This is a genomic window from Streptomyces sp. NPDC034037 (genome assembly GCF_055575715.1).
Genome location: NZ_JBVISC010000006.1, coordinates 304112 through 323545, shown reverse-complemented (window position 1 = coordinate 323545; position 19434 = coordinate 304112). Strand labels below are relative to the sequence as shown.

Annotated in this window: 9 protein-coding genes; 7 read left to right on the top strand and 2 right to left on the bottom strand. The window is 75.3% G+C overall.

Features of this window, described 5'->3' with window-relative positions:
• Positions 1 to 114 precede the first annotated feature (114 nt).
• Positions 115 to 1002 (bottom strand): ATP-dependent DNA ligase, encoded by an 888-nt coding sequence (locus ACZ516_RS22625; protein WP_469011500.1) that lies wholly within the window; start codon positions 1000 to 1002, stop codon positions 115 to 117.
• Entirely contained in the window at positions 999 to 1895 is an 897-nt protein-coding gene (ligD, locus tag ACZ516_RS22620) for a non-homologous end-joining DNA ligase (protein ID WP_469011499.1), read from the bottom strand. The genes ACZ516_RS22625 and ligD overlap by 4 nt, the downstream gene beginning before the upstream one ends.
• Positions 1896 to 2000: 105 nt before the next feature.
• Between ligD and ku the strand changes: the two genes are divergently transcribed.
• The 7 genes from ku (at position 2001) to ACZ516_RS22585 (ending at position 19433) form a co-directional block, all read left to right on the top strand.
• Complete coding sequence (gene ku / locus ACZ516_RS22615; RefSeq protein WP_469011498.1) at positions 2001 to 3179, top strand: non-homologous end joining protein Ku; 1179 nt, start codon at positions 2001 to 2003, stop codon at positions 3177 to 3179.
• Positions 3180 to 3543: 364 nt separating this feature from the next.
• Positions 3544 to 3750, top strand: coding sequence for an MbtH family protein (locus tag ACZ516_RS22610; RefSeq protein ID WP_358590007.1), 207 nt, complete (start codon positions 3544 to 3546; stop codon positions 3748 to 3750).
• A gap of 64 nt (positions 3751 to 3814) precedes the next feature.
• Positions 3815 to 5176 (top strand): MFS transporter, encoded by a 1362-nt coding sequence (locus tag ACZ516_RS22605; RefSeq protein WP_467493780.1) that lies wholly within the window; start codon positions 3815 to 3817, stop codon positions 5174 to 5176.
• Positions 5169 to 9095 (top strand): AMP-binding protein, encoded by a 3927-nt coding sequence (locus tag ACZ516_RS22600; RefSeq protein WP_469011497.1) that lies wholly within the window; start codon positions 5169 to 5171, stop codon positions 9093 to 9095. Before ACZ516_RS22605 ends, ACZ516_RS22600 begins: the two co-directional genes overlap by 8 nt.
• Positions 9080 to 10249, top strand: a complete 1170-nt coding sequence (locus ACZ516_RS22595; RefSeq protein ID WP_469011496.1) for a MupA/Atu3671 family FMN-dependent luciferase-like monooxygenase — start codon at positions 9080 to 9082, stop codon at positions 10247 to 10249. The genes ACZ516_RS22600 and ACZ516_RS22595 overlap by 16 nt, the downstream gene beginning before the upstream one ends.
• A gap of 17 nt (positions 10250 to 10266) precedes the next feature.
• Positions 10267 to 15021 (top strand): amino acid adenylation domain-containing protein, encoded by a 4755-nt coding sequence (locus tag ACZ516_RS22590; RefSeq protein ID WP_469011495.1) that lies wholly within the window; start codon positions 10267 to 10269, stop codon positions 15019 to 15021.
• The gene (locus tag ACZ516_RS22585; RefSeq protein ID WP_469011494.1) at positions 15018 to 19433 is read left to right on the top strand and encodes a non-ribosomal peptide synthetase; all 4416 of its coding nucleotides are present in this window, start codon (positions 15018 to 15020) and stop codon (positions 19431 to 19433) included. Before ACZ516_RS22590 ends, ACZ516_RS22585 begins: the two co-directional genes overlap by 4 nt.
• Position 19434 lies beyond the last annotated feature (1 nt).

The following is a 19434-nucleotide window of genomic DNA, read 5'->3' as shown; positions in this document are numbered from 1 at the left end:
CCTCATCGGGGACTGGGCGGCGGGCCGCCACCCACGCCATTAATCAATTTTGACTACACGGAAGGTATGCCACCCGAGGGCGCTGGTCAAACTTGATTAGCTACGTCTCTCTGCTCAGCGGAAGCGGACCACGACCGCCGTCGCATGCCGCGTGGTGTTCTGCCGCACCTCGACCAGCACCACCGGCTCCGCAGGCAGCGCCGCGTACGTGACGTCGCCGATGCCGATCGCGGTCGCCACCCCCTCGCCCACGGGGGCCGGCAGCGCCCGCGCCGCCGCCGAGCGCACCGCCGGGGACAGCGGCGAGGACACGACCGGCGTGCCGTCCCCCGGCAGCGCGAGGACCAGGGCCTGGGGCCGGGCCGGGTGCCCGGTGCAGCCGACCACCACCGCGTCCCGCGTGTCGCTGTGCCGCAGCTTCAGCCACGCGCGCGACCCGCCCCGGTACGCCCCGTCGAGCCGCTTGACCACCAGGCCCTCGACACCGGTGGCGGGCAGGGTCTCGTACCAGGTCAGGGCGAGGTCGCGGTCGGTCGTCGACGGCACCGCCTGGAGCGGCGGGCCCCATGGCGCGAGCAGGCGTACGAGACGGGCGCGCCGCTCCTCGTACGGCAGGGGGCGGCAGTCCGCGCCGCCCTGCGCGAGCACGTCGAAGGCCGCGTACGAGGCGGGCAGCGTGCGCGCGAGGACGGCGGCACGCGCGCGGGTGGCCGCCGCCCGCCGCTGCACGGCGGCGAAGTCGATGCGCCCGCCGGACCACACCACGACCTCGCCGTCGAGCGCGGTGCCCTCGGGCAGCCGGAGCGCCGCCTCGGCGAGGTCGGGGAAGGCGCCGGTGACGTTCCGGCCCGAGCGGGCCTGGAGGATCACCCGGCCCCCGGCCTCCCGCAGGACGACCATGCGGTGGCCGTCGAACTTCGGCTCGTACGCCCAGCCGCCGCCCTCCGGCAGCGCGGTCACGGCCTCGGCGAGGGCCACGCGGACGGGCTGCGGCAGGTTCATCGCGCGGCCCGGCCGGGCAGGGGCGCGGCCCGGCCGGGGTCCATGAGCGGCCCGAGCAGATCGCCGTGCGCGCGCAGCCGGGGCGCGATGTCACCGGCCAGGAAGACCAGCCGGCCCGGCTCCTCGCACTCCTCGATCTCCTCCCAGGTCACGGGGGCGGAGACGGTCGGTTCGTCGCGGGCCCGCAGGGTGTAGGGGGCGGCGGTGGTCTTCGCGGCCGCGTTCTGGCTGAAGTCGACGAAGACCTTGCCCGGCCGCAGGCTGCGCGTCATGCGGTGCACGACGAGGCCGGGCAGCTCCTGTTCGGCCCGGACGGCCAGCGATCTCGCGTACGCGCTCACCCGTTCGGAGGGGGTCGGCTCCAGCGGGACGAGCAGATGCAGGCCCTTGCTCCCGGACGTCTTCGCGTACACGTGGAAACCGTCGGCCGTCAGCCGCTCGCGCAGCCACAGCGCGGCCCGGCAGCACTCGACGACGGTGGCGGGCGGGCCGGGGTCCAGGTCGAGCACCATCCGGTCGGCGCAGGCCGGGGCGTCGGCCCGCCACTGCGGGGTGTGGAACTCCGTGACCAGGTTCGCCGCCCACATCAGCGAGGCCAGGTCCTGCACGAGGATCTGGCGGGTGGGCCCCTCGGAGCGGGGCACCTCGGCGGTGCGCACCCATTCGGGGGTGCCCGGCAGCACGTTCTTGGTGAAGAAGCGCTGGCCGTCCGGCCCGTCCGGATAGCGCAGGAAGGACAGCGGCCGGTCCGCGAGGTGCGGGAGGAGAACGTCGGCGGTGCCCGCGTAGTAGTGCAGCACCTCGCCCTTGGTGAAGCCGCTCGCCGGATAGATGACCTTGTCCAGGTTGCTGAGCGAGATCCTTCGTCCCTCCACCTCTGTGATCGGCGTCATACGATGAGAGTCCCATAAATCACCTGAAATGCCGTGAAGCAGGCATTTCGCAGGTGACATCGTCGCCGGTGGTAGCCGGTCGTAGGCAACGAGGAGGCTCCGGACGTGCGATCCATCTGGAACGGTGCGATCTCCTTCGGCCTGGTCAGCATCCCGATCAAGCTCGTGAACGCCACCGAGAACCACTCCATCTCCTTCCGCCAGATCCACACGGAGGACGGCGGGCGCATCCGCTACCGCAAGGTGTGCGAGCTGGAGGACCGCGAGGTGACCTCGGCGGAGATCGGCAAGGGCTACGAGGACGCGGACGGCTCGATCATCCCGATCACCGACCAGGACCTGGCCGCGCTGCCCATTCCGACGGCGAAGACGATCGAGATCGTCGCGTTCGTCCCCGAGGACCGCATCGACCCGCTCCAGATCGACGCGGCGTACTACCTCTCGGCCAACGGCGTCCCCGCCGCCAAGCCGTACACGCTGCTGCGCGAGGCGCTCAAGCGGAGCCAGAAGGTGGCCATCGCGAAGTACGCGCTGCGGGGGCGGGAGCGGCTCGGCATGCTGCGCGTGGTCGACGACGTCATCGCCATGCACGGGCTGCTGTGGCCGGACGAGATCCGCGAGCCCGAGGGAGTGGCGCCCGAGGCCGAGGTCACCGTCCGCGACGCCGAACTGGACCTGGCGGACGCCCTGATGGACACACTCGGCGAGGTCGACATGTCCACCCTCCACGACGACTACCGCTCGGCGGTGGAGGAGCTGATCGCCGCGAAGGTCGAGGGCGGCGTGCCCGCCGAGCAGGCGTCCCCCGCCGACGCGGGCGGCGGCAAGGTCATCGACCTGATGGCAGCCCTGGAGAACAGCGTCCGGGCGGCCCGCACGGCGCGGGGCGAATCCGCCGAGCAGGACACGGAGGCGGAGGTCACCCGGCTGCCCACCCGCGCGGCGCGGGCCTCGTCGTCGGCGTCCGCCGCGTCCGCCGCGTCCGCCGCGTCCCCCAAGGAGGTCGGCGGCAAGAAGTCGACGTCGGCCTCGGCGAAGAAGAAGGAGGCGCCCGCCAGGAAGAGGGCGACGAAGTCCACGTCGACGGCGGGCAAGTCGGCGGCGGGCAAAACGACCGCGGCCAAGACGGCGGCCGGCAAGGCGCAGGGCAAGGCGGCCGGAAGCGGGGCGGCGGCCAAGACCTCGGCCCAGAAGACGACGGCCCGCAAGACGGCCCAGAAGACCACGCAGAAGAAGACCGCGGTGGCCAAGAAGACCACGGCGAAGCGCCGCGCCTCGGCCTGAACCCGGAGCCTCGGCCTCAACCCGGAGCCTCGGCCTGAACTCGGTGCCGAATCGGCGCGAAATCGGCGCGAAAGGGGGCCGGCCGGCATTCCGGTTGTCGATTCGGCCCCGTCGCGTGCCCGCCCGCGCACTTGACGCGAAAGGGCAAATTGCAAAGCTGGGCCGCCGGTCGGTGCGGCCCGCGCGCGCCGCCCTCGTGTGCGAACCGCGTCACGTCACCAACGGAATGCGGGCAAACCGCACCCTCCCGGCCTTTCGTGACCTGTGATCCATGTCACAATGGCTTGATGGAATTAGATCCTCCGCGCAATGATCCCTGCGGACACAATGGGATTCTTTGGGATTTCCGGGGGGTTTAAGGTATATGGCCACCAATCCATTTGAGGATGAGGGTGCGGAATATCTGGTGCTCGTGAACCACGAGAACCAGCACACTCTTTGGCCCGTCGGCACGGAAATCCCGGCCGGCTGGACCCTCGTGAAAGAGGCGAGTTCACGGGCCGATTGCCTGGCCTACGTGGAGGCGAACTGGACGGACATGCGTCCGGCGAGCCTGATATCCGGCTCCTGACGTGTCCGACCGCGAAAAAGCAGCGGAAAAGGTGACGGTAAAGCCCGCCGCGGGAGCCGGGGAAATGCGGCGGCCGGGTCGCTTCAGCGGCATCGGCCCCTTGATGCTCGTCTGGTCGGGACAGGCCGTCTCACTGGTCGGAAGCGCCGTTCTCAGATTCGCCTTCATCATCGAGGTCTGGTCCACCGGCGAGCAGGCCACCGCCGTCACCGCGCTGTCCCTGTGCGCCCTGCTTCCCCAGGCCCTGTTCAGTCCGTTCGCGGGCGCGATAATCGACCGCATCCGCAAACGCTCCGCCCTCCAGATCGCGGACGTGGGCGGATTCCTCACCGTCGGTCTGCTCTCCCTCGTGCACTTCTTCGGCGGCGGCCTGGAGGCCTGGCAGGTCTACCCCGCCACCGTGTTCCTCGGCATCAGCTCCGCCTTCCAGCTGCCCGCGCTCACCGCCGCCGTCCCCCTCCTGGTGCGCAAGGACCAACTGGGGCGCGCCAACGGCCTGTTGGCCGGGGCCAAGAGCGCCGCCGGGATCTGCGGCCCCGCCCTCGGCGGGATCATGGTGGCCGTCTCCGGGATCGGCGCCGTCCTCGTCATCGACCTCGCGAGCTACGCCTTCGCCCTCATCGGCGTACGCATCGTGCGGATGAGGGACGACAAGGTCCCCGAGGGCGCCGGCGCACCCCGCTCGAAGATCGTCGCGGAGGCCGTGGAGGGCCTGCGCTACCTCTTCCGGCAGCCGAGCCTGCGCGACATGACCGTGAACTTCTGCACGGTCAACCTCGTCATGGTCTTCGGCTTCGCCGTCATCCAGCCCATGGTCCTGCTCAAGTCGGGCAACGGCGCGCTGGCCGCCGTGAACAGCGCGATCGGCGTCGGCGGAGTCGTCGGCGGACTGCTGATGGCGGCCTGGGGCGGCCCGAAGAACCGCGGCCGGGGCATGATGCTCGGCATCGTCGGCATGTGCCTGACAGCCCAGATCGCCATGGCGCTGGCCGGCGGGGTCGCCGGCTGGTGCGCGGCCATCCTGCTCGGCGCGCTGCTCATGACACTGGTCAACGCCTCCATGCAGGCCATCGTGCAGACCAAGGTGCCCCGCGAGTGGCAGGGCCGGGTCTTCGGCGCCGTGATGTTCCTGTCGCAGATCTCCGTCCCGCTCGCCACGGCGGTCTCCGGGCCGCTCGCCGACCACCTCTTCGAACCGCAGGCCGGCGACGGGAGCGGCGTCTTCGTCCTCCTCGGTCCGCTGTTCGGCGACGCACCCGGCAGCGGCATGGCCGGGATGCTCTTCCTCGCCGGCGTCGCGGGGCTCGCGGTCGCGCTCTGGGGGCTGGCGAGCCGCTCGATCAGGGACATCGACGTACTGCTGCCGGACATCGACGACGGCACCGAGGCCCAGGGCGGTGAGAAGGATGACGCGGTGCGTGCATGAGATCTTCGAGGAGCGGGCGGCGCGGACGCCGGGCGCGACCGCGCTCGTGCACGGGGACGAGCGGCTGACGTACGCCGAACTCGACGCCCGCGCCGACCGGTTGGCGGGCCTGCTCGCGGCGCGCGGAGTGGTGCGCGGCGACACCGTCGGGGTGTACCTGGAGCGCTCCACCGAGATGGCCGTGGCGGTCCTCGGCACGCTGAAGGCCGGCGCGGGATACGTGATGCTGGACCCCGGCTTCCCGGCCGCGCGGCTGCGCGCCATGGCGACGGACGCGGCCGTCACGGCGGTACTGGCGCGCCGCGGGTCGACGTGGGCCACGCCGGCGCCGGACATCTCCGACACGCCGCCCGTGCCGGGCGCCGGGGGAGTGCCGGTGCCCGCGGCGGACATGGGCGCCGAGGGCGTGCCGGTGCCGGAGGTCTCCGACGTGCTGCCGGTGCCGGGCACCGGTGACGTGCCCGTGTCGGGCGTGGAGGGCGTGTTGCCCGGGGTGGGCGCCGGGGGAGTGCCGGTGCCGGAGGTCTCCGACACGCTGCCGATGCCGGGCGCCGAGGGCGTGCCCGTGTCGGGCTTCACGGACGTGCCCGTGCTGTGTCTGGAGGATGCCGCGCACGCCACGCCCCTGGCGCGCGGGGCGGTGCGGGGGGCGCCCGACGACGTGGCCTGCGTGATGTTCACCTCCGGATCGACCGGCCGGCCCAAGGGCATCGTCGCCCCGCACCGTGCCGTCACCGCCACGCTGACCGGCCAGGACTTCGCGTCCTTCGGCCCCGGCGCGGTCTGGCTGCAGAGCGCGCCCGTGTCGTGGGACGCGTGTGTGCTGGAGCTGTGGGGGCCGCTGCTGGGCGGCGGGACGTGCGTACTGCACCCGGGGCGCCGCCCCGACCCGGTGGTGATCGCCCGGCTCGTCGCCGAGCACGGCGTCACCTCCCTGTATCTGTCCGCGTCGCTGTTCAACGTGATCGTCGACGAGTACCCCCGCGCGCTCGCCGGGCTGCGCGAACTGATCGTCGGCGGGGAGGCGTTGTCGCCCCCGCACGTCGCCCGCGCCCTGGAGCGCGCGCCCGGTCTGCGGATCAGCAACGGCTACGGCCCCGTCGAGTGCATGGTCTTCCTCACCGTCCACCGCATCGCTCCGCACGACGTGCGCGAGGGCCGCCCGGTGCCGATCGGCGCGCCGCTGGCCGGCAAGCGCCTGTACGTCCTCGACGAGCGGCTGCGGCCGGTCGCCGACGGGGTCACCGGCGAGCTGTACGCCGCCGGGGCGGGGCTCGCGCGCGGCTACTGCGACCCGGCGCCGACGGCGGAGCGGTTCGTCGCCGCGCCGCCCGCGGCCGGCGCCGGGGGCGAGCGGATGTACCGCACCGGCGACCTGGCGTGCCGGCGGCCCGACGGAACCTTCGAGTACCGGGGCCGGGCCGACGGCCAGGTGAAGATCCGCGGCTTCCGGGTGGAGCCCGGCGAGGTCGAGGCCGCCCTGGCCCGCCACCCCGGGGTCGACCGTGCCGCCGTGGTCGCCGCCCCCGCGCCGGCGGACGGCGAGCGGCAGCTCGTCGCGTACGTCGTGGCGAGCGGCCGGACCGAGGAGGCGCCCACCGAGGCCGAGTTGCGCGCGTACGCCGAGCGTGAGCTGGCCGACTTCCTGGTGCCCGCGCTCTTCGTCCCGCTGCCCGCGCTGCCGCTGACGCCCAACGGCAAACTGGACCGCGCGGCGCTGCCCGAGCCGCCGAGCACCCCGGCCCCCGCGCCGCAGGAGACGGGCGCTAGCGGGGAGGTGCCCGAGGACACTGGAAGCAGACCGGGCGTCGGTGACGCCGGGATCGGGACAGGTGCCGGCGGCCCGGGTGGTCGGGAGCCCGGGGTGGGCCGCGGTGCCGGTGACGCCCCGAGCGAGACCGTACGTACGCTGTGCGGCCTCTTCGCCGGCGTCCTCGGCGTCGCCGCCATCGGGCCGGACGAGGACTTCTTCGGCCGGGGCGGCCACTCCCTGCTGGCGGCGCGGCTGCTCGGCCGCGTCCACGCGCGGCTCGGCGCCGAACTCGACCTGCGTACGCTCTTCCGCTCGCCCACCCCGGCGGCCCTGGCACCGCACGTCGACGCTGCCGCCAAGTCCCTCCCACCGCAAGCCCCTTCGCCGACCGGTGGCGGCGCACCGCTGCCCGTCTCCGACGCCCAGCACCGGCTGTGGTTCCTCGACCGGCTCGGCGCGGGCGTCGCGTACAACCTGCCGATGCTGGTGCGGCTGCGCGGCCCGGTCGACCCGGACGCCCTGGCGGCTGCCCTCGGGGACGTCGTCACCCGGCACGACGTGCTCCGCACCCTCTTCGACGAGGTGGACGGTGCTCCCGTGCGGCGCGTGCTGGACGGCGTCGCGGCCCGGCCGCCGTTCCGCCACGCCACCGTCCCCGAGGCGGAGCTGACGCGGGCGATCGAGACGGCCGCCCGCCACCGCTTCGACCTCGGCGCCGAACTGCCGGTGCGCGCCACGCTGTTCGGCGTCCGGGAGCGGCCCGGCGAGCACGCGCTGCTCGTCCTGGTCCACCACATCGCCGGGGACGGCTGGTCCCTCGCGCCCCTCTTCCGCGACCTCTCCCGCGCGTACGCCGCGAGAACCGCGGGAGCCGTCGACACCACGCTGCCGCCCCTGCCCGTCCCCTACGCGGAACACGCCCGCCGCCGGACCGAACGCCTCGGCCGGACCACCGACCCGGCGTCCGTCTCGGCCCGCCAACTGGCCTACTGGCGGCAGGCGTTGCGCGGTATCGGCGTCGAGGGGCCGCTGCTTCCCCGGCGCGCGGACCGGCCCGCCGTGCCGGGGCCCGCCGCCGCGACCGTGGTGCGCCGCCTCGACGCCGCCGCCCACGCCCGCCTCGTCGCCGCCGCCCGCGCCGAGGGCGCCACCCTCTTCATGGCGCTGCACGCCGCGCTCGCCGCCGTCCTCACCCGGGCCGGCGCGGGCGAGGACCTCGCGATCGGGGCGCCCGTGGCGGGCCGCGCCGGGGACGGCGGCGTCGAGGACGCCGTCGGGTTCTTCGTGAACATGCTCGTGCTGCGCACCGACGTGTCCGGCGACCCCACCGCACGGCAGCTCCTCGCCCGCGTCCGGGACGCCGACCTGGCCGCCTTCGCCCACCAGGACGTGCCGTTCGAACACGTCGTGGGAGCGCTCAACCCGCCGCGCCCGCCGGGCCGCCAACCCTTCACCGACGTCGTCCTCGCCCTGCAGAACAACGCGCGCGCCGAGGTGGCCCTGCCCGGCGCCGACGCGGGCGTCGAGGTGGTGCGCACCGGTGCGGCCCGCTTCGAGCTGCTCGTCGACGTCACCGACGCCACCGGGCCCGACGGGGCGCCCGAGGGGCTGACCCTCACCTTCGAGTACCGCCCGGACTGCCTGGAGGAGCCCTTCGTGGCCTGGCTCGCGGACGCGCTGCCCCAGGCACTGGAGGCGGCCGCCGCCGCGCCGGACACCCGCCTGTCGGCACTCGTCGCCGCCGCGCCGCCGCGCCGGGCCGACGACAGCGACAGGACGGCGGTGACCCCGGCCCCGACGGCCGGCCCCGGCACCAGCGACACGGGCCCCCGTACCCCGTTGGAGCGGGACGTCGCCGCCGTCTGGAGCGACGTCCTCGGCGTGCCGGACGTCGGCCGGGACGCCGACTTCTTCGCCCTCGGCGGCAACTCGCTGCGCGCCGTGCGGGTCGCGGCCCGCCTCACCACCGACACGCGGACCGTGACGGCCGCGCAGCTCTTCGCCGCGCCCACCGTCGCCGCCCTCGCCGCCGAACTGGCGCGGGCGCCCCTGTCCCCGGGTCCCGCCGCCGCCCCCATCCCGCGGCGCCCGCGCGTGCCCCGCCAGCAGGACCAGCAGAGCCACCTCAGCAGGGAACAGGAGAAGAGGCCGTGGACCTCAGCGTGATGTTCTTCGGCGCGGACAGCGGCACGGCCGCCGAAGCGGGTGGTGCCGCCGACGCCGGCCGCGCCACCGACGCCGCACCAGGCCGCGCCACTGAGGCCCCGTCCGGCCGTGCCACCGAGGCCCGGGCCGGCGGCGCCGCCACCGCCACCCCGCATTCGCGGACGTACGACGACATCCTCACCGTCGCCCGCACCGCCGACCGCCTCGGCTTCCACGCCATCTGGACCCCCGAGCGCCACTTCCAGCAGGTGGGCCAGGTCTTTCCCAGCCCGCCCGTGCTCAGCGCGGCCCTCGCCGTCGCCACCGAGCGCATCAACATCCGCGCGGGCAGCGTCGTACTGCCCCTGCACCACCCGCTGAAGGTCGCCGAGGACTGGGCGGTCGTCGACAACCTCTCGCACGGCCGCGCCGGGATCTCCGTCGCCACCGGCTGGCACTCCACCGACTTCACCCTCGCCCCGGACCACTACGCCGACCGCAGGGAGCGCGCCCTGCGCACCATCCCGGAACTGCGGCGGCTGTGGGCGGGCGAGGCGGCCGCCTACCCCGACGGCACCGGCACGCCGGTGAGCGTCGTCCCGCAGCCCCGGCCCGTCCAGGAGCGGCTGCCGCTGTGGCTCACCACCTCCGGCAACCCCGAGACGTGGGAGAGCGCGGGCCGGCTGCGCGCCGGGGTGCTCGGCGCGACCGTCGGGCAGAGCCGGGAGGAGCTGGCCGAGAAGATCGCCCGCTACCGCGCGGCCTGCGCCGCCGCCCCCGACCAGGCGGGCACCGACGCGCACGGCCGGGTGACGCTGATGGCGCACACCTACGTCGGCGCCGACGACGCCGAGGTGCGGCGCCTGGCCGCAGCGCCCCTCAAGGCCTACCTCGCCTCGTACCTGCGCCAGACCGCCGCCAACCGCGCCGCCGACGCGCGCGGCGACGCGGAGCTGACCGCCGAACAGAGGGCCATGCTCGCGGAGTTCGCCTTCCGGCGCTATCTGACCTGGGGCAGCCTCCTCGGCTCGCCCGGCCACTGCGCCAAGATGCTCGCCGACCTGCGCGACCTGGGCTGCGACGAGGTGGCCTGCTTCATCGACTTCGGCATCGGACGCGACGAGGTACTCGCGGGGCTGCACCGCCTCGCCGAGCTGAGAGAGGCCGCACTGTGACCCCCCACCAGCCTTCCATGGCCGACCGCTTCAGCGCGCTCAGCGGCGAGCAGCGCGTGCGGCTGATGCGCCGCCTCGTCGAGGCCGGCCGCGCCCGGGAGATCCCCTCGGTCGTGCCGCCCCGCGACGCCGACGGGACCGTCCCGCTCAGCCCCGCCCAGCGGGACCTGTGGGTGTACGAGTCGCTGTATCCCGGCACCCCCGCCCTCAACCTCTGCTGCGCCTACCACTTCACCGACCCGGCCGACGGCGCCGAGCCCGTGGACCCGGCCCACCTGGAGGCCGCGCTCACCCTCGTCCAGGCCCACCACGACATCCTGCGCACCCGGATCTTTGGCACGGCGGACACCCCGCGCGTCGACTTCCCCGACGAGGGCCCCTTCGTCCTGGAGCGTGAGGACCTGCGCGGCACGGGCACCACCATCGAGGAGGCCTTCCGCGCCTTCCGCCGCCGCCCCTTCGACCTCACGGCGGAGCGCCTCATACGGGGCCGCTTCGTGCGCGTCGACGACACGCGTACGACGCTGATGCTGAGCCTGCACCACATCATCACCGACTGGTGGTCCTTCGACGTGCTCCAGAGCGAGTTCGCCGAGGCGTACCGCGCCGTGCGCGAGGGCACCGAACCGAAACTGACCCGCCCCACCGTCCAGTACGCCGACTTCGCCTCCTGGCAGGGCGAGCTGGAGGCCGCCGGGGTCTTCGACGCGCGCCTGGACTTCTGGCGCCGCTACCTGGCCGACCCGCCGGGCCCGCTGACCGTGCCGGGCCACGGGGAACCGGACGCCGGCGAGGACGGCATCGTCCAGATCCGCTTCCGCGTGGACGCGCCCACCACGCGTGCCGTCCGCGCGCTGGCCCGCGAGCGCGGCGCGTCCGTGTACGTCGTCCTCATGACGGCCTTCGCGGTCCTCGCGCACCGCGTGTCCGGCGCCGGCGACCTGGTCATCGGCACCCCGGTCGCCAACCGCTCGGCCAAGGGCCTGGAGCAGGTCATCGGATACGTGATGAACGCCGTGCCGACCCGCTGGCGCATCGGCGACGACGACTCCTTCGCCGACGTCCTCGCCCGCTTCGGCACCGACTTCCCGGCCCTCATGGCGGGCGCCGACCTGCCGGTGGGCCGCATCGTCTCGGCCGCCGCCCCCGAGCGCAGCGCGGGCCGCTCCCCGCTGTTCCAGTGGGTGTTCATGCACCTGACGGAGCAGCCGAGCGTCTCCGCCGTACGGGAGTTCGCCGAGCCCGAGCGCATCCACACCGGCGGCGAACACGACCTCGTGGGCGTCGTGCGGGACAGCGGCGACGGCATGGACGGCAGCTTCGAGGTCCGCACCGACCTGTTCTCGCCCGCGGCCGTCACCCGCTGGGCGGACAGCTACCTCACCCTCCTGAAGCAGGTCACCGCCGAGCCGACCGCGCTCCTGCGCGACCTCGACGTGGTCCCCGGCGCCGAGCGCGACCGCCTGCTCGCCCTGGCGCGGGGCCCGGCCGCGCCCGCCCCCGAACCGCTGCCGGACACCGTCGCCCGGCACGCCGCCCGCACCCCCGACGCGCCCGCCCTCGAAGCCGACGGACTGCGCCTGACCTACGCCGAACTGGCCGACCGCGTCGACCGGTTGGCGGGCCTGATCGCCCGGCACGGAGCGGCCCCGGGACGCGTCGTCGCGCTTGCCCTGAGCCGTGGCGCGGACTTCCCGGTCGCCGCGCTCGCCGTACAGCGGGCCGGCGCCGCCCATCTGCCGGTCGACCCCGACTACCCGCCCGAGCGCGTCCGGGCCGCCCTCGCCGACGCGGCGCCCGCGCTCCTGGTCACCGACGCGCGCACCGCCGCCGCCGGCGTCCTGCCGGACACCGGCCTGCCCCGGATCGTCCTGGACGACGACGCGTACACGGGCGCGCCCCTGCCGCCCGCGCCCCTGGACCCGGCCCACGCCGCCTACGTCATCCACACCTCCGGTTCCACCGGCACCCCCAAGGGCGTCGTCGTCCCGCACGCCGGTCTCGCCGCGCTCGCCCACAGCCTCGTGGACCGCTTCGCGCTGGACGCCGGCGCCCGCGTCCTCCAGCTCGGCTCACCGGCGTTCGACATCTCCGTCGCCGAGATGTGCATGGCCTTCGGGCCCGGCGCCACCCTCGTCGTGCCGCCGCCGGGACCCCTCGCCGGGGACCGCCTCGGCCGGGTCCTCGCCGAGCGGCGGATCTCCTGCGCGATGATCCCGCCGTCCGTCCTCGCGACCGTCCCCGAGGGCCCCTACCCGGCGCTGCGCTCCCTCGCCGTCGGCGCCGAGGCCTGCCCGCCGCCGCTCGTGGCCCGCTGGGCCGTCGCCGGGCGCCGCTTCCACAACGCGTACGGCCCCACCGAAGCCACCGTCGCCGCCACCCTGACCGGCCCCCTGGCGGGCGACGGCACCGCCCCGCCCATCGGCACCCCGGTCGCGGGCACCGCCGCGTACGTCCTGGACGACCGGCTGCGGCCGGTGCCCGTCGGCGTCGCGGGGGAGCTGTACCTCTCCTCGGCGGGCCTGGCCCGCGGCTACCTGAACCGGCCCGCGGCCACCGCCGAGCGCTTCGTCGCCGACCCCTACGGCGCCCCCGGGGCCCGCATGTACCGCACCGGCGACCTCGCCTTCCGCGCCGACGACGGCACCCTGCACTACCTCGGCCGCACCGACGAACAGGTCAAGCTGCGCGGCCTGCGCATCGAGCCGGGCGAGGTCGCCGCCGCCCTCACCGGGCACCCCTCGGTGGCGCGCGCGGTCGCGGTCGTACGCGAGGACGGCCGCGGCGGACCGCAGCTCGTCGGCTACGCGGTCCCCGCCCCCGGCCACACCCTGGACCCGAACGCACTCCTCGCGCACGCCGCCGGCCTGCTGCCCGCGCACATGGTGCCCGCCGACGTCGTCCAGCTGCCCGAACTGCCCCTGACCCGCAGCGGCAAGCTCGACCGGGCCGCCCTGCCCGCCCCCCGGGCCACCACCGCCACGCGCGCACCCGCCTCCGCCCGCGAGAAGGAGCTGTGCGACCTCTTCGCGGGCGTCCTCGGCGTCGCGGACATCGGTGCCGACGACGACTTCTTCCGGCTCGGCGGCGACAGCATCATGGCCATCCAGCTCGCCGGACAGGCGTCGGCGGCCGGCCTCGCCCTCGCCCCCCGCGACGTCTTCACCCTGCGTACGCCCGCCCAACTGGCCGTCCACGTACGGGCCTCGGCCACCGGGGGGCCGGACGACGGCGACACCGGGACGGGCCGCTTCCCGCTCACGCCCGTGATGCGCTGGTGGCTCGAACAGGGCGGCGACACCTGGGCGTTCACCCAGTCGATGGCGTTCCCCGTGCCGCCCGGCACGGACCAGGCGCGCGTCGAGGCCGCGGTGCGCTCCCTCACCCGGCGGCACGCGGCGCTGCGGATGCGGCTGCTGGCGCCGGAACGGGAGATCGAGGTCGCCGAACAGGCCCCGCCGGGGGCCCGCCCCGAACGCGTCGCCGTCGCCGACACGGCGCAGGCCCTCGCGAAGGCCCGGGAACTGGCCCGCAAGATCCGCCTCGCCCCCGAGGACGGCGAGATGCTCCGCGCCGTCTGGCTCGACGCCGGACCGGAGCACCGGGGCGTCCTGCTCCTGACCGTGCACCACCTGGCGGTCGACGGCGTCTCGTGGCGGATCATCGGCCCCGAACTGGCCGCCGCGCTCGCCGGGGACACCGCCCGGACGCCGGCCCCCGGCACCTCCTTCACCCGGTGGGCCGGACTGCTCGCCGAGGAAGCGGTGAGCGCCGGGTCCGCCGACGAACAGGCCTGGTGGGTCGAGCAGTTGACGGCGGCGGAGGACTCCCTCCTCTGCGCGGGACGCGGACGCGGGAACCGCCGCGCGACCCTCACCGTCGAGCTGCCCGCCGACCTCACCGAAGCCGCGCTCACCACCTTGCCCGCCGCCTTCAACTGCGGCCCCGACGCCGTGCTCCTCACCGCCCTCGCCATGGCCGCCGTACGCCACCGGGGCGAGGGGAGCGGCCTGCTCGTCCACCTGGAGGGGCACGGCAGGGAGGTCCTGTCCGCGCCCGCCGACGTGTCCCGGACGGTCGGCTGGTTCACCACCCAGTACCCGGTGCTGCTCGACGTGGGGGCGGACACCGGGCCGCGCACGGCGGTCGAGGCGCTCAAGGCCGTCAAGGAGCGGCTGCGGTCCGTGCCGAACGGCGGCATCGGCTGGGGCCTCCTGCGCCACCTCAACCCCGACACGGCCCCCGTCCTGGCCGAACTCCCGGTCCCCGACGTGCGGTTCAACTACCTCGGGCGGCTCACCGCCGGGGACGCGGCCGGCGGCGCACTCCTCGACGGCGCCCCCGACGCCGTGCCGCTCGGCCACGCGGTCGAGATCGACGCCCTCGCCGTGGAGGGCGCCGACGGACTGCGCCTCGAAGCGACCTTCTCGTACGCGGAAGAGGTCCTCGCGGAGGCGGACGTACGGGAGCTGGCCCGCCTGTGGCGCGAGGGCATCGCCGCGCTCGCGAGGGAGACGGCGGAGGGCGCCCCCATCGGCGCCACCCCGTCGGACTTCCCGCTGGTGGACCTCTCCATGGACCAACTGTCCATGCTGGAGGGGGATCTGGGGGACCTGGGGGACCTGGGGGATCTAGGGGACCTCGGCGACTCGGAGGACTTCGGCGATCCGGGTGATCCGAGTGATTCGGGCGTGCCGGGCGAGCTGCCGGGGGCGACGGACCTCCCCGGCCCCGGCCCCGGCCCCGCGACGGACCCGGAGGACCGGCGATGAGCGGGCGCATCGCGGACGTGCTGCCGCTCACCCCGGTCCAGGAAGGGCTGCTGTTCCACGCCGTACGGGACACCGAGGGCCCCGACCCCTACGTGGTGCAGGCCCGCTTCCGCATCGGTCCCGCGATCACCCCGGACACCGTACGGAACGCGCTCACCGCCCTCCTGGAACGCCACCCCAACCTGCGCGCCTGCTTCCGCCACGAACGCCTCGAACGCCCCGTGCAGGTGATCCCGCACGCGGTCGCGGTCCCGTGGCGGGAGGTCGACCTGACGGGCCGGGCAGAAGCCGAAGTGGCCGCAGAGGTGGCCGAGTTGCTGGCGCGGGACCGCGCCCGCCGCTTCGACCTGGCGCGCCCGCCCGCCCTGCGCGCCCTGCTCGTGCGGCACGACACCGGAAGCGAACTCGTCCTCTCCTTCCACCACATCCTGCTCGACGGCTGGTCGGTCCCGATCCTCGAACGCGACCTCGCGGCCCTGGTCACCGGCCGGGCCCTGCCGCCCCCCGTGCCCTACCGGCAGTACGCGCTGTGGCTGAGCCGCCAGGACAAGGGCCGCGCCGAGGCAGCCTGGCGCGAGGCGCTGGCCGGCCTGGAACGGCCCGCGCCGCTCCTGCCCCCGGACCCGGAGGGGGAGACGTACGCCGTCACCCCCGGCGGCGAACCGGCCGAGCCCGACGCGGTGCGCCTGCACCTCACCGCGGAGCTGACCGCCGCCCTCATCCGGCGCGCCGCCGACACGGGCGTCACCCTCAACACCCTGACCCAGGCCGCCTGGGCCCTGGTCCTCGCCCGGATGACCGGCGGCCGCGACCTGGTCTTCGGCGGCGTCGTCTCGGGCCGCCCGCACGACCTTCCCGGGGCCGGGGAGATGGTGGGCCTGTTCATCAACACGCTCCCCGTCAGGGTGCGGCTGCGCGACGGCGAGACCGTCGGACAGCTGCTCACCCGCGTCCAGGACGAGCAGTGGCGCCTCGCCCCCTACCACCACGTGCGGCTCATGGACGTACAACGGCTGGCGACCGAGTCCCAGGCACAGGCCCAAGCACAGACCCAGGCTGAGAACGGGGGTGGGGGCGGCGGGCATGAGGCCCGGCCGGGGGAGCTGTTCGACTCCGTCCTCGCCTTTGAGAACTTCCCGCGCGGGGCCGCCGAAGACGACGAGGGCCCGGACACGGTCCGCGTGACGGACGTACGGGACGCCACGCACTACCCCGTGACCCTCGCCGTCGTCGCGGGGGAGCGGATGCTCCTCGCCGTGACCTGTCGGCACGGCATCTCCGCGGCGGCCGTCGCGGCCCGCCTCGCACGCGCCTTCGAGCAGCTCGCGGGCGCCCCCGCCACGCCGGTGGACCGGATCGACGTACTCCCCGACGAGGAGCGCGCCCGGCTGCTCGCCGCGTCCGCCGGAGCGCGGGCGGCAGTGGCGGCCGGGCCCGCGACCGTGCCGGACCGGTTCGCCGCGCAAGCGGCCCGTACGCCGGACGCGCCCGCCGTGGAGAGCGGCGACGACGTCCTCACGTACGGGCGCCTCGCCACGGAATCGGACCGCCTGGCCCGCCGCCTCGTCGCGGCGGGCGTGACGCCCGGCGCCACGGTGGCCCTGCTCCTGCGCCGCTCGCCGGCCCTGATCGTGGCGCAGCTCGCCGTGCTCAAGGCGGGGGCGTGCTGGCTGCCCCTGGACCCGGCGCAGCCCGCCGAGAGGCTCGCGCGGCTGCTGGCCGGGGCGTCGGCCGGGCTGGTGCTGACGGCGGGGGAGCCGTCCGTCGAGCTGCCCGCGCAGGTGCGCGGCCTGGACGTACACGGACAGACACCGGAGTCCGGGGGGAGCCTCCCGGCGGCGCGCCCCGACGCGGCCGCGTGCGTGATGTACACGTCCGGGTCGAGCGGCGAGCCCAAGGGTGTCGTGATCCCCCAGCGGGCCCTCACCGAACTGGCCGCCGACGGGTCCTTCCGGAACGGGTCCGGGCCCGGGGACGGGAGCAGGGATGGGGATGGGGCCGGGGACGGCGTCGAGGGGGAGGGCGAGGGCGTCGGTTCGTTCGGCCCGGCGGCACCGCATCGCCGCGTGCTGCTGCACAGCCCGCACACCTTCGACGCCGCCACCTACGAGGTGTGGGTCCCCCTCCTGAACGGCGGCACCGTCGTGGTCTGCCCCGACGAGCCCGTCACACCCGCCCTGCTGGCCAGGGTGCTGCCCGAGCGGCGCGTGAGCGCGCTGTTCCTGACGGCGGAACTCTTCCGCGCGGTCGCGGAGCTCGCGCCGGGCACGCTGCGCGGGCTGCGCGAGGTGTGGACCGGCGGCGACGTCGTCGACCCGGAAGCGGTGCGCCGCGTCGCGGAACACTGCCCCGAGACGACCGTCGTCAACGCCTACGGCCCCACGGAGACGACGGTCTTCGCGACGGCCCACCCCGTGGCGGGCCCCGCCGTCGCGGCCCACCGCCCCCCGGGCGCCCCGCTCCCGATCGGCCGGCCGCTCGACGGCACCCGCGTCCACGTCCTCGACGCCGCTCTGCGCCCCGTGCCGAGCGGCTGCGTGGGGGAGGTGTACATCGCCGGGGCCGGTCTCGCCCACGGATACCTGGGCCGCCCCGCCGCCACCGCCGAACGCTTCGTCCCCGACCCGTACGGCGACCCGGGCACTCGCATGTACCGCACCGGTGACCTGGCCCGCCGACACCCCGACGGCGCCCTCATGTTCGCCGGCCGCGCCGACGACCAGCTCAAGATCCGCGGCTTCCGCGTCGAGCCGGCGGAGGTGGAGGCGGCGCTGGCGACGTGCCCCGGCGTGACCCGCGCGGTGGTCGCCGCGCGGCCCGCGCCGGGCGGCGGCAAGCGGCTCGTGGCGTGGGTGGTGCCGGACCAGGACGGCCGTCCCGGCCCGGCACCCGACGGCGGCGCCGACCTCCTGACGCGGGTACGGGCCCACGCCGCCCGCGTCCTCCCCGCGCACCTGCTGCCCACTGCCTGGGCCCGCGTGGACGCCGTGCCGCTCACCCCGCACGGCAAGACCGACCGTGCCGCGCTGCCCGAGCCCGGGGCCCCGGAGGGAGCGGCGGCAGGTGTGCCTCGTACGTCTCGTGTGCCTCGTACGCCTCGCGAGAAGGAGCTGTGCGCGCTGTTCGGCGAGGTGCTGGGCGGCGAGGCCGGCCCGGACACCGACTTCTTCGTGTCCGGCGGCCACTCGCTGAGCGCGCTGCGGCTCGCCGGACGGATCGAGGAGGCCTGGGGGGCACGGGTCCCCGTGGCGACCCTCTTCGCGGCGCCGACGCCCGCCCGGCTCCTGGCCCGCCTGGACGGTGCCGGGTTGGACGGTGCCGGGTTGGGCGGGGGTGCGTCGGGCGGAGGCGCGATGGACGGGGGTGCGGCTGGCGGGCGTGTGTCGGGGGGCCTTGCGTCCGGCGCCGGTACGTCCGGCGACCGTACGTCCGACGGGTGGGCCTCCGGTGACCGTACGTCGTCCGGCGACCGTACGTCGTCCGGTGACCGTGAGTCGGACGGGCGCGTGTCCGGTGACCGTACGTCCGACGGGCGCGCACCCGGTGACCGTACGTCCGCCGGCTCCGAAGGCGGGGCCCCCGACCCCGGCCGCACCGCCCCCGGACGCCCCGACCCCAGCCGCACCGACCTCGATCCCGGCCCCGCCGATCCCGGGAGCCTGACCCCGCTCCTCACTCTCCGCGCGGGCGGCGACGACCGGCTCCCACTCTTCTGCGTGCATCCCGGTCTCGGCGTGGCCTGGGCCTACGCGGCCCTGCTGCCCCACCTCGCCCCGGACCGCCCGGTGTACGCGCTCCAGACACCGGCGCTGTCCCAGGGCGCGAACTATCAAATGCCGCCCAGTGTGCGCGAGTTGGCCGGAGAGTACGTCGACCGCGTCCGGGCCGTCCGGCCGCGCGGCCCCTACCTCCTGATCGGCAGGTCCTTCGGCGGACCCGTCGCCCACGAGATGGCCGTACGGCTGCGCGCGGACGGCGAGGAGGTCGCGCTGCTCGCCGTGGTGGACGCCATGCCCAAGCCCCCCGAGATCGCCCGCACCCCCCTCGCGCCGGCGGTCGTGGCCGAGGAGGCCCGGCGCATCGTCCGGGAGCGCAAGGCCGTGCTGGACGGCATCGGCGAGCACCGCCTGGCCGCGCTGACCGAGGCCATCGCCCACCACGTGACGCTCGGCAGGAGTTGGGTCCCGTCCCGGTACGACGGCCCCGTCACCCTCTTCGCCGCCACCCGCGACCCCGAGGCCATCCCCACCGAGGAGAAGGCCGCGGCCTGGCGCCGTGCCGCCGCCTCGGTCGACGTGCGCGAACTGGCCTGCTCCCACGTCGAGGTGCTCGACGCGGAACCGGCCGCGCGGATCGCCACGGCGCTCGAAGAGATCCTCGCCGGCCTTCCGACCCCCCTCCAGGGAGAGTGAA

What these genes read in the sequence shown, in the direction of transcription:
- ACZ516_RS22590 (WP_469011495.1), top strand. Translation starts at nt 10,267, where the DNA reads ATGGCCGACCGCTTCAGCGCGCTCAGCGGCGAGCAGCGCGTGCGGCTG.
- ACZ516_RS22605 (WP_467493780.1), top strand. Translation starts at nt 3,815, where the DNA reads ATGCGGCGGCCGGGTCGCTTCAGCGGCATCGGCCCCTTGATGCTCGTC.
- ACZ516_RS22610 (WP_358590007.1), top strand. Translation starts at nt 3,544, where the DNA reads ATGGCCACCAATCCATTTGAGGATGAGGGTGCGGAATATCTGGTGCTC.
- ACZ516_RS22625 (WP_469011500.1), bottom strand. Translation starts at nt 1,002, where the DNA reads ATGAACCTGCCGCAGCCCGTCCGCGTGGCCCTCGCCGAGGCCGTGACC.
- ligD (WP_469011499.1), bottom strand. Translation starts at nt 1,895, where the DNA reads ATGACGCCGATCACAGAGGTGGAGGGACGAAGGATCTCGCTCAGCAAC.
- ACZ516_RS22585 (WP_469011494.1), top strand. Translation starts at nt 15,018, where the DNA reads ATGAGCGGGCGCATCGCGGACGTGCTGCCGCTCACCCCGGTCCAGGAA.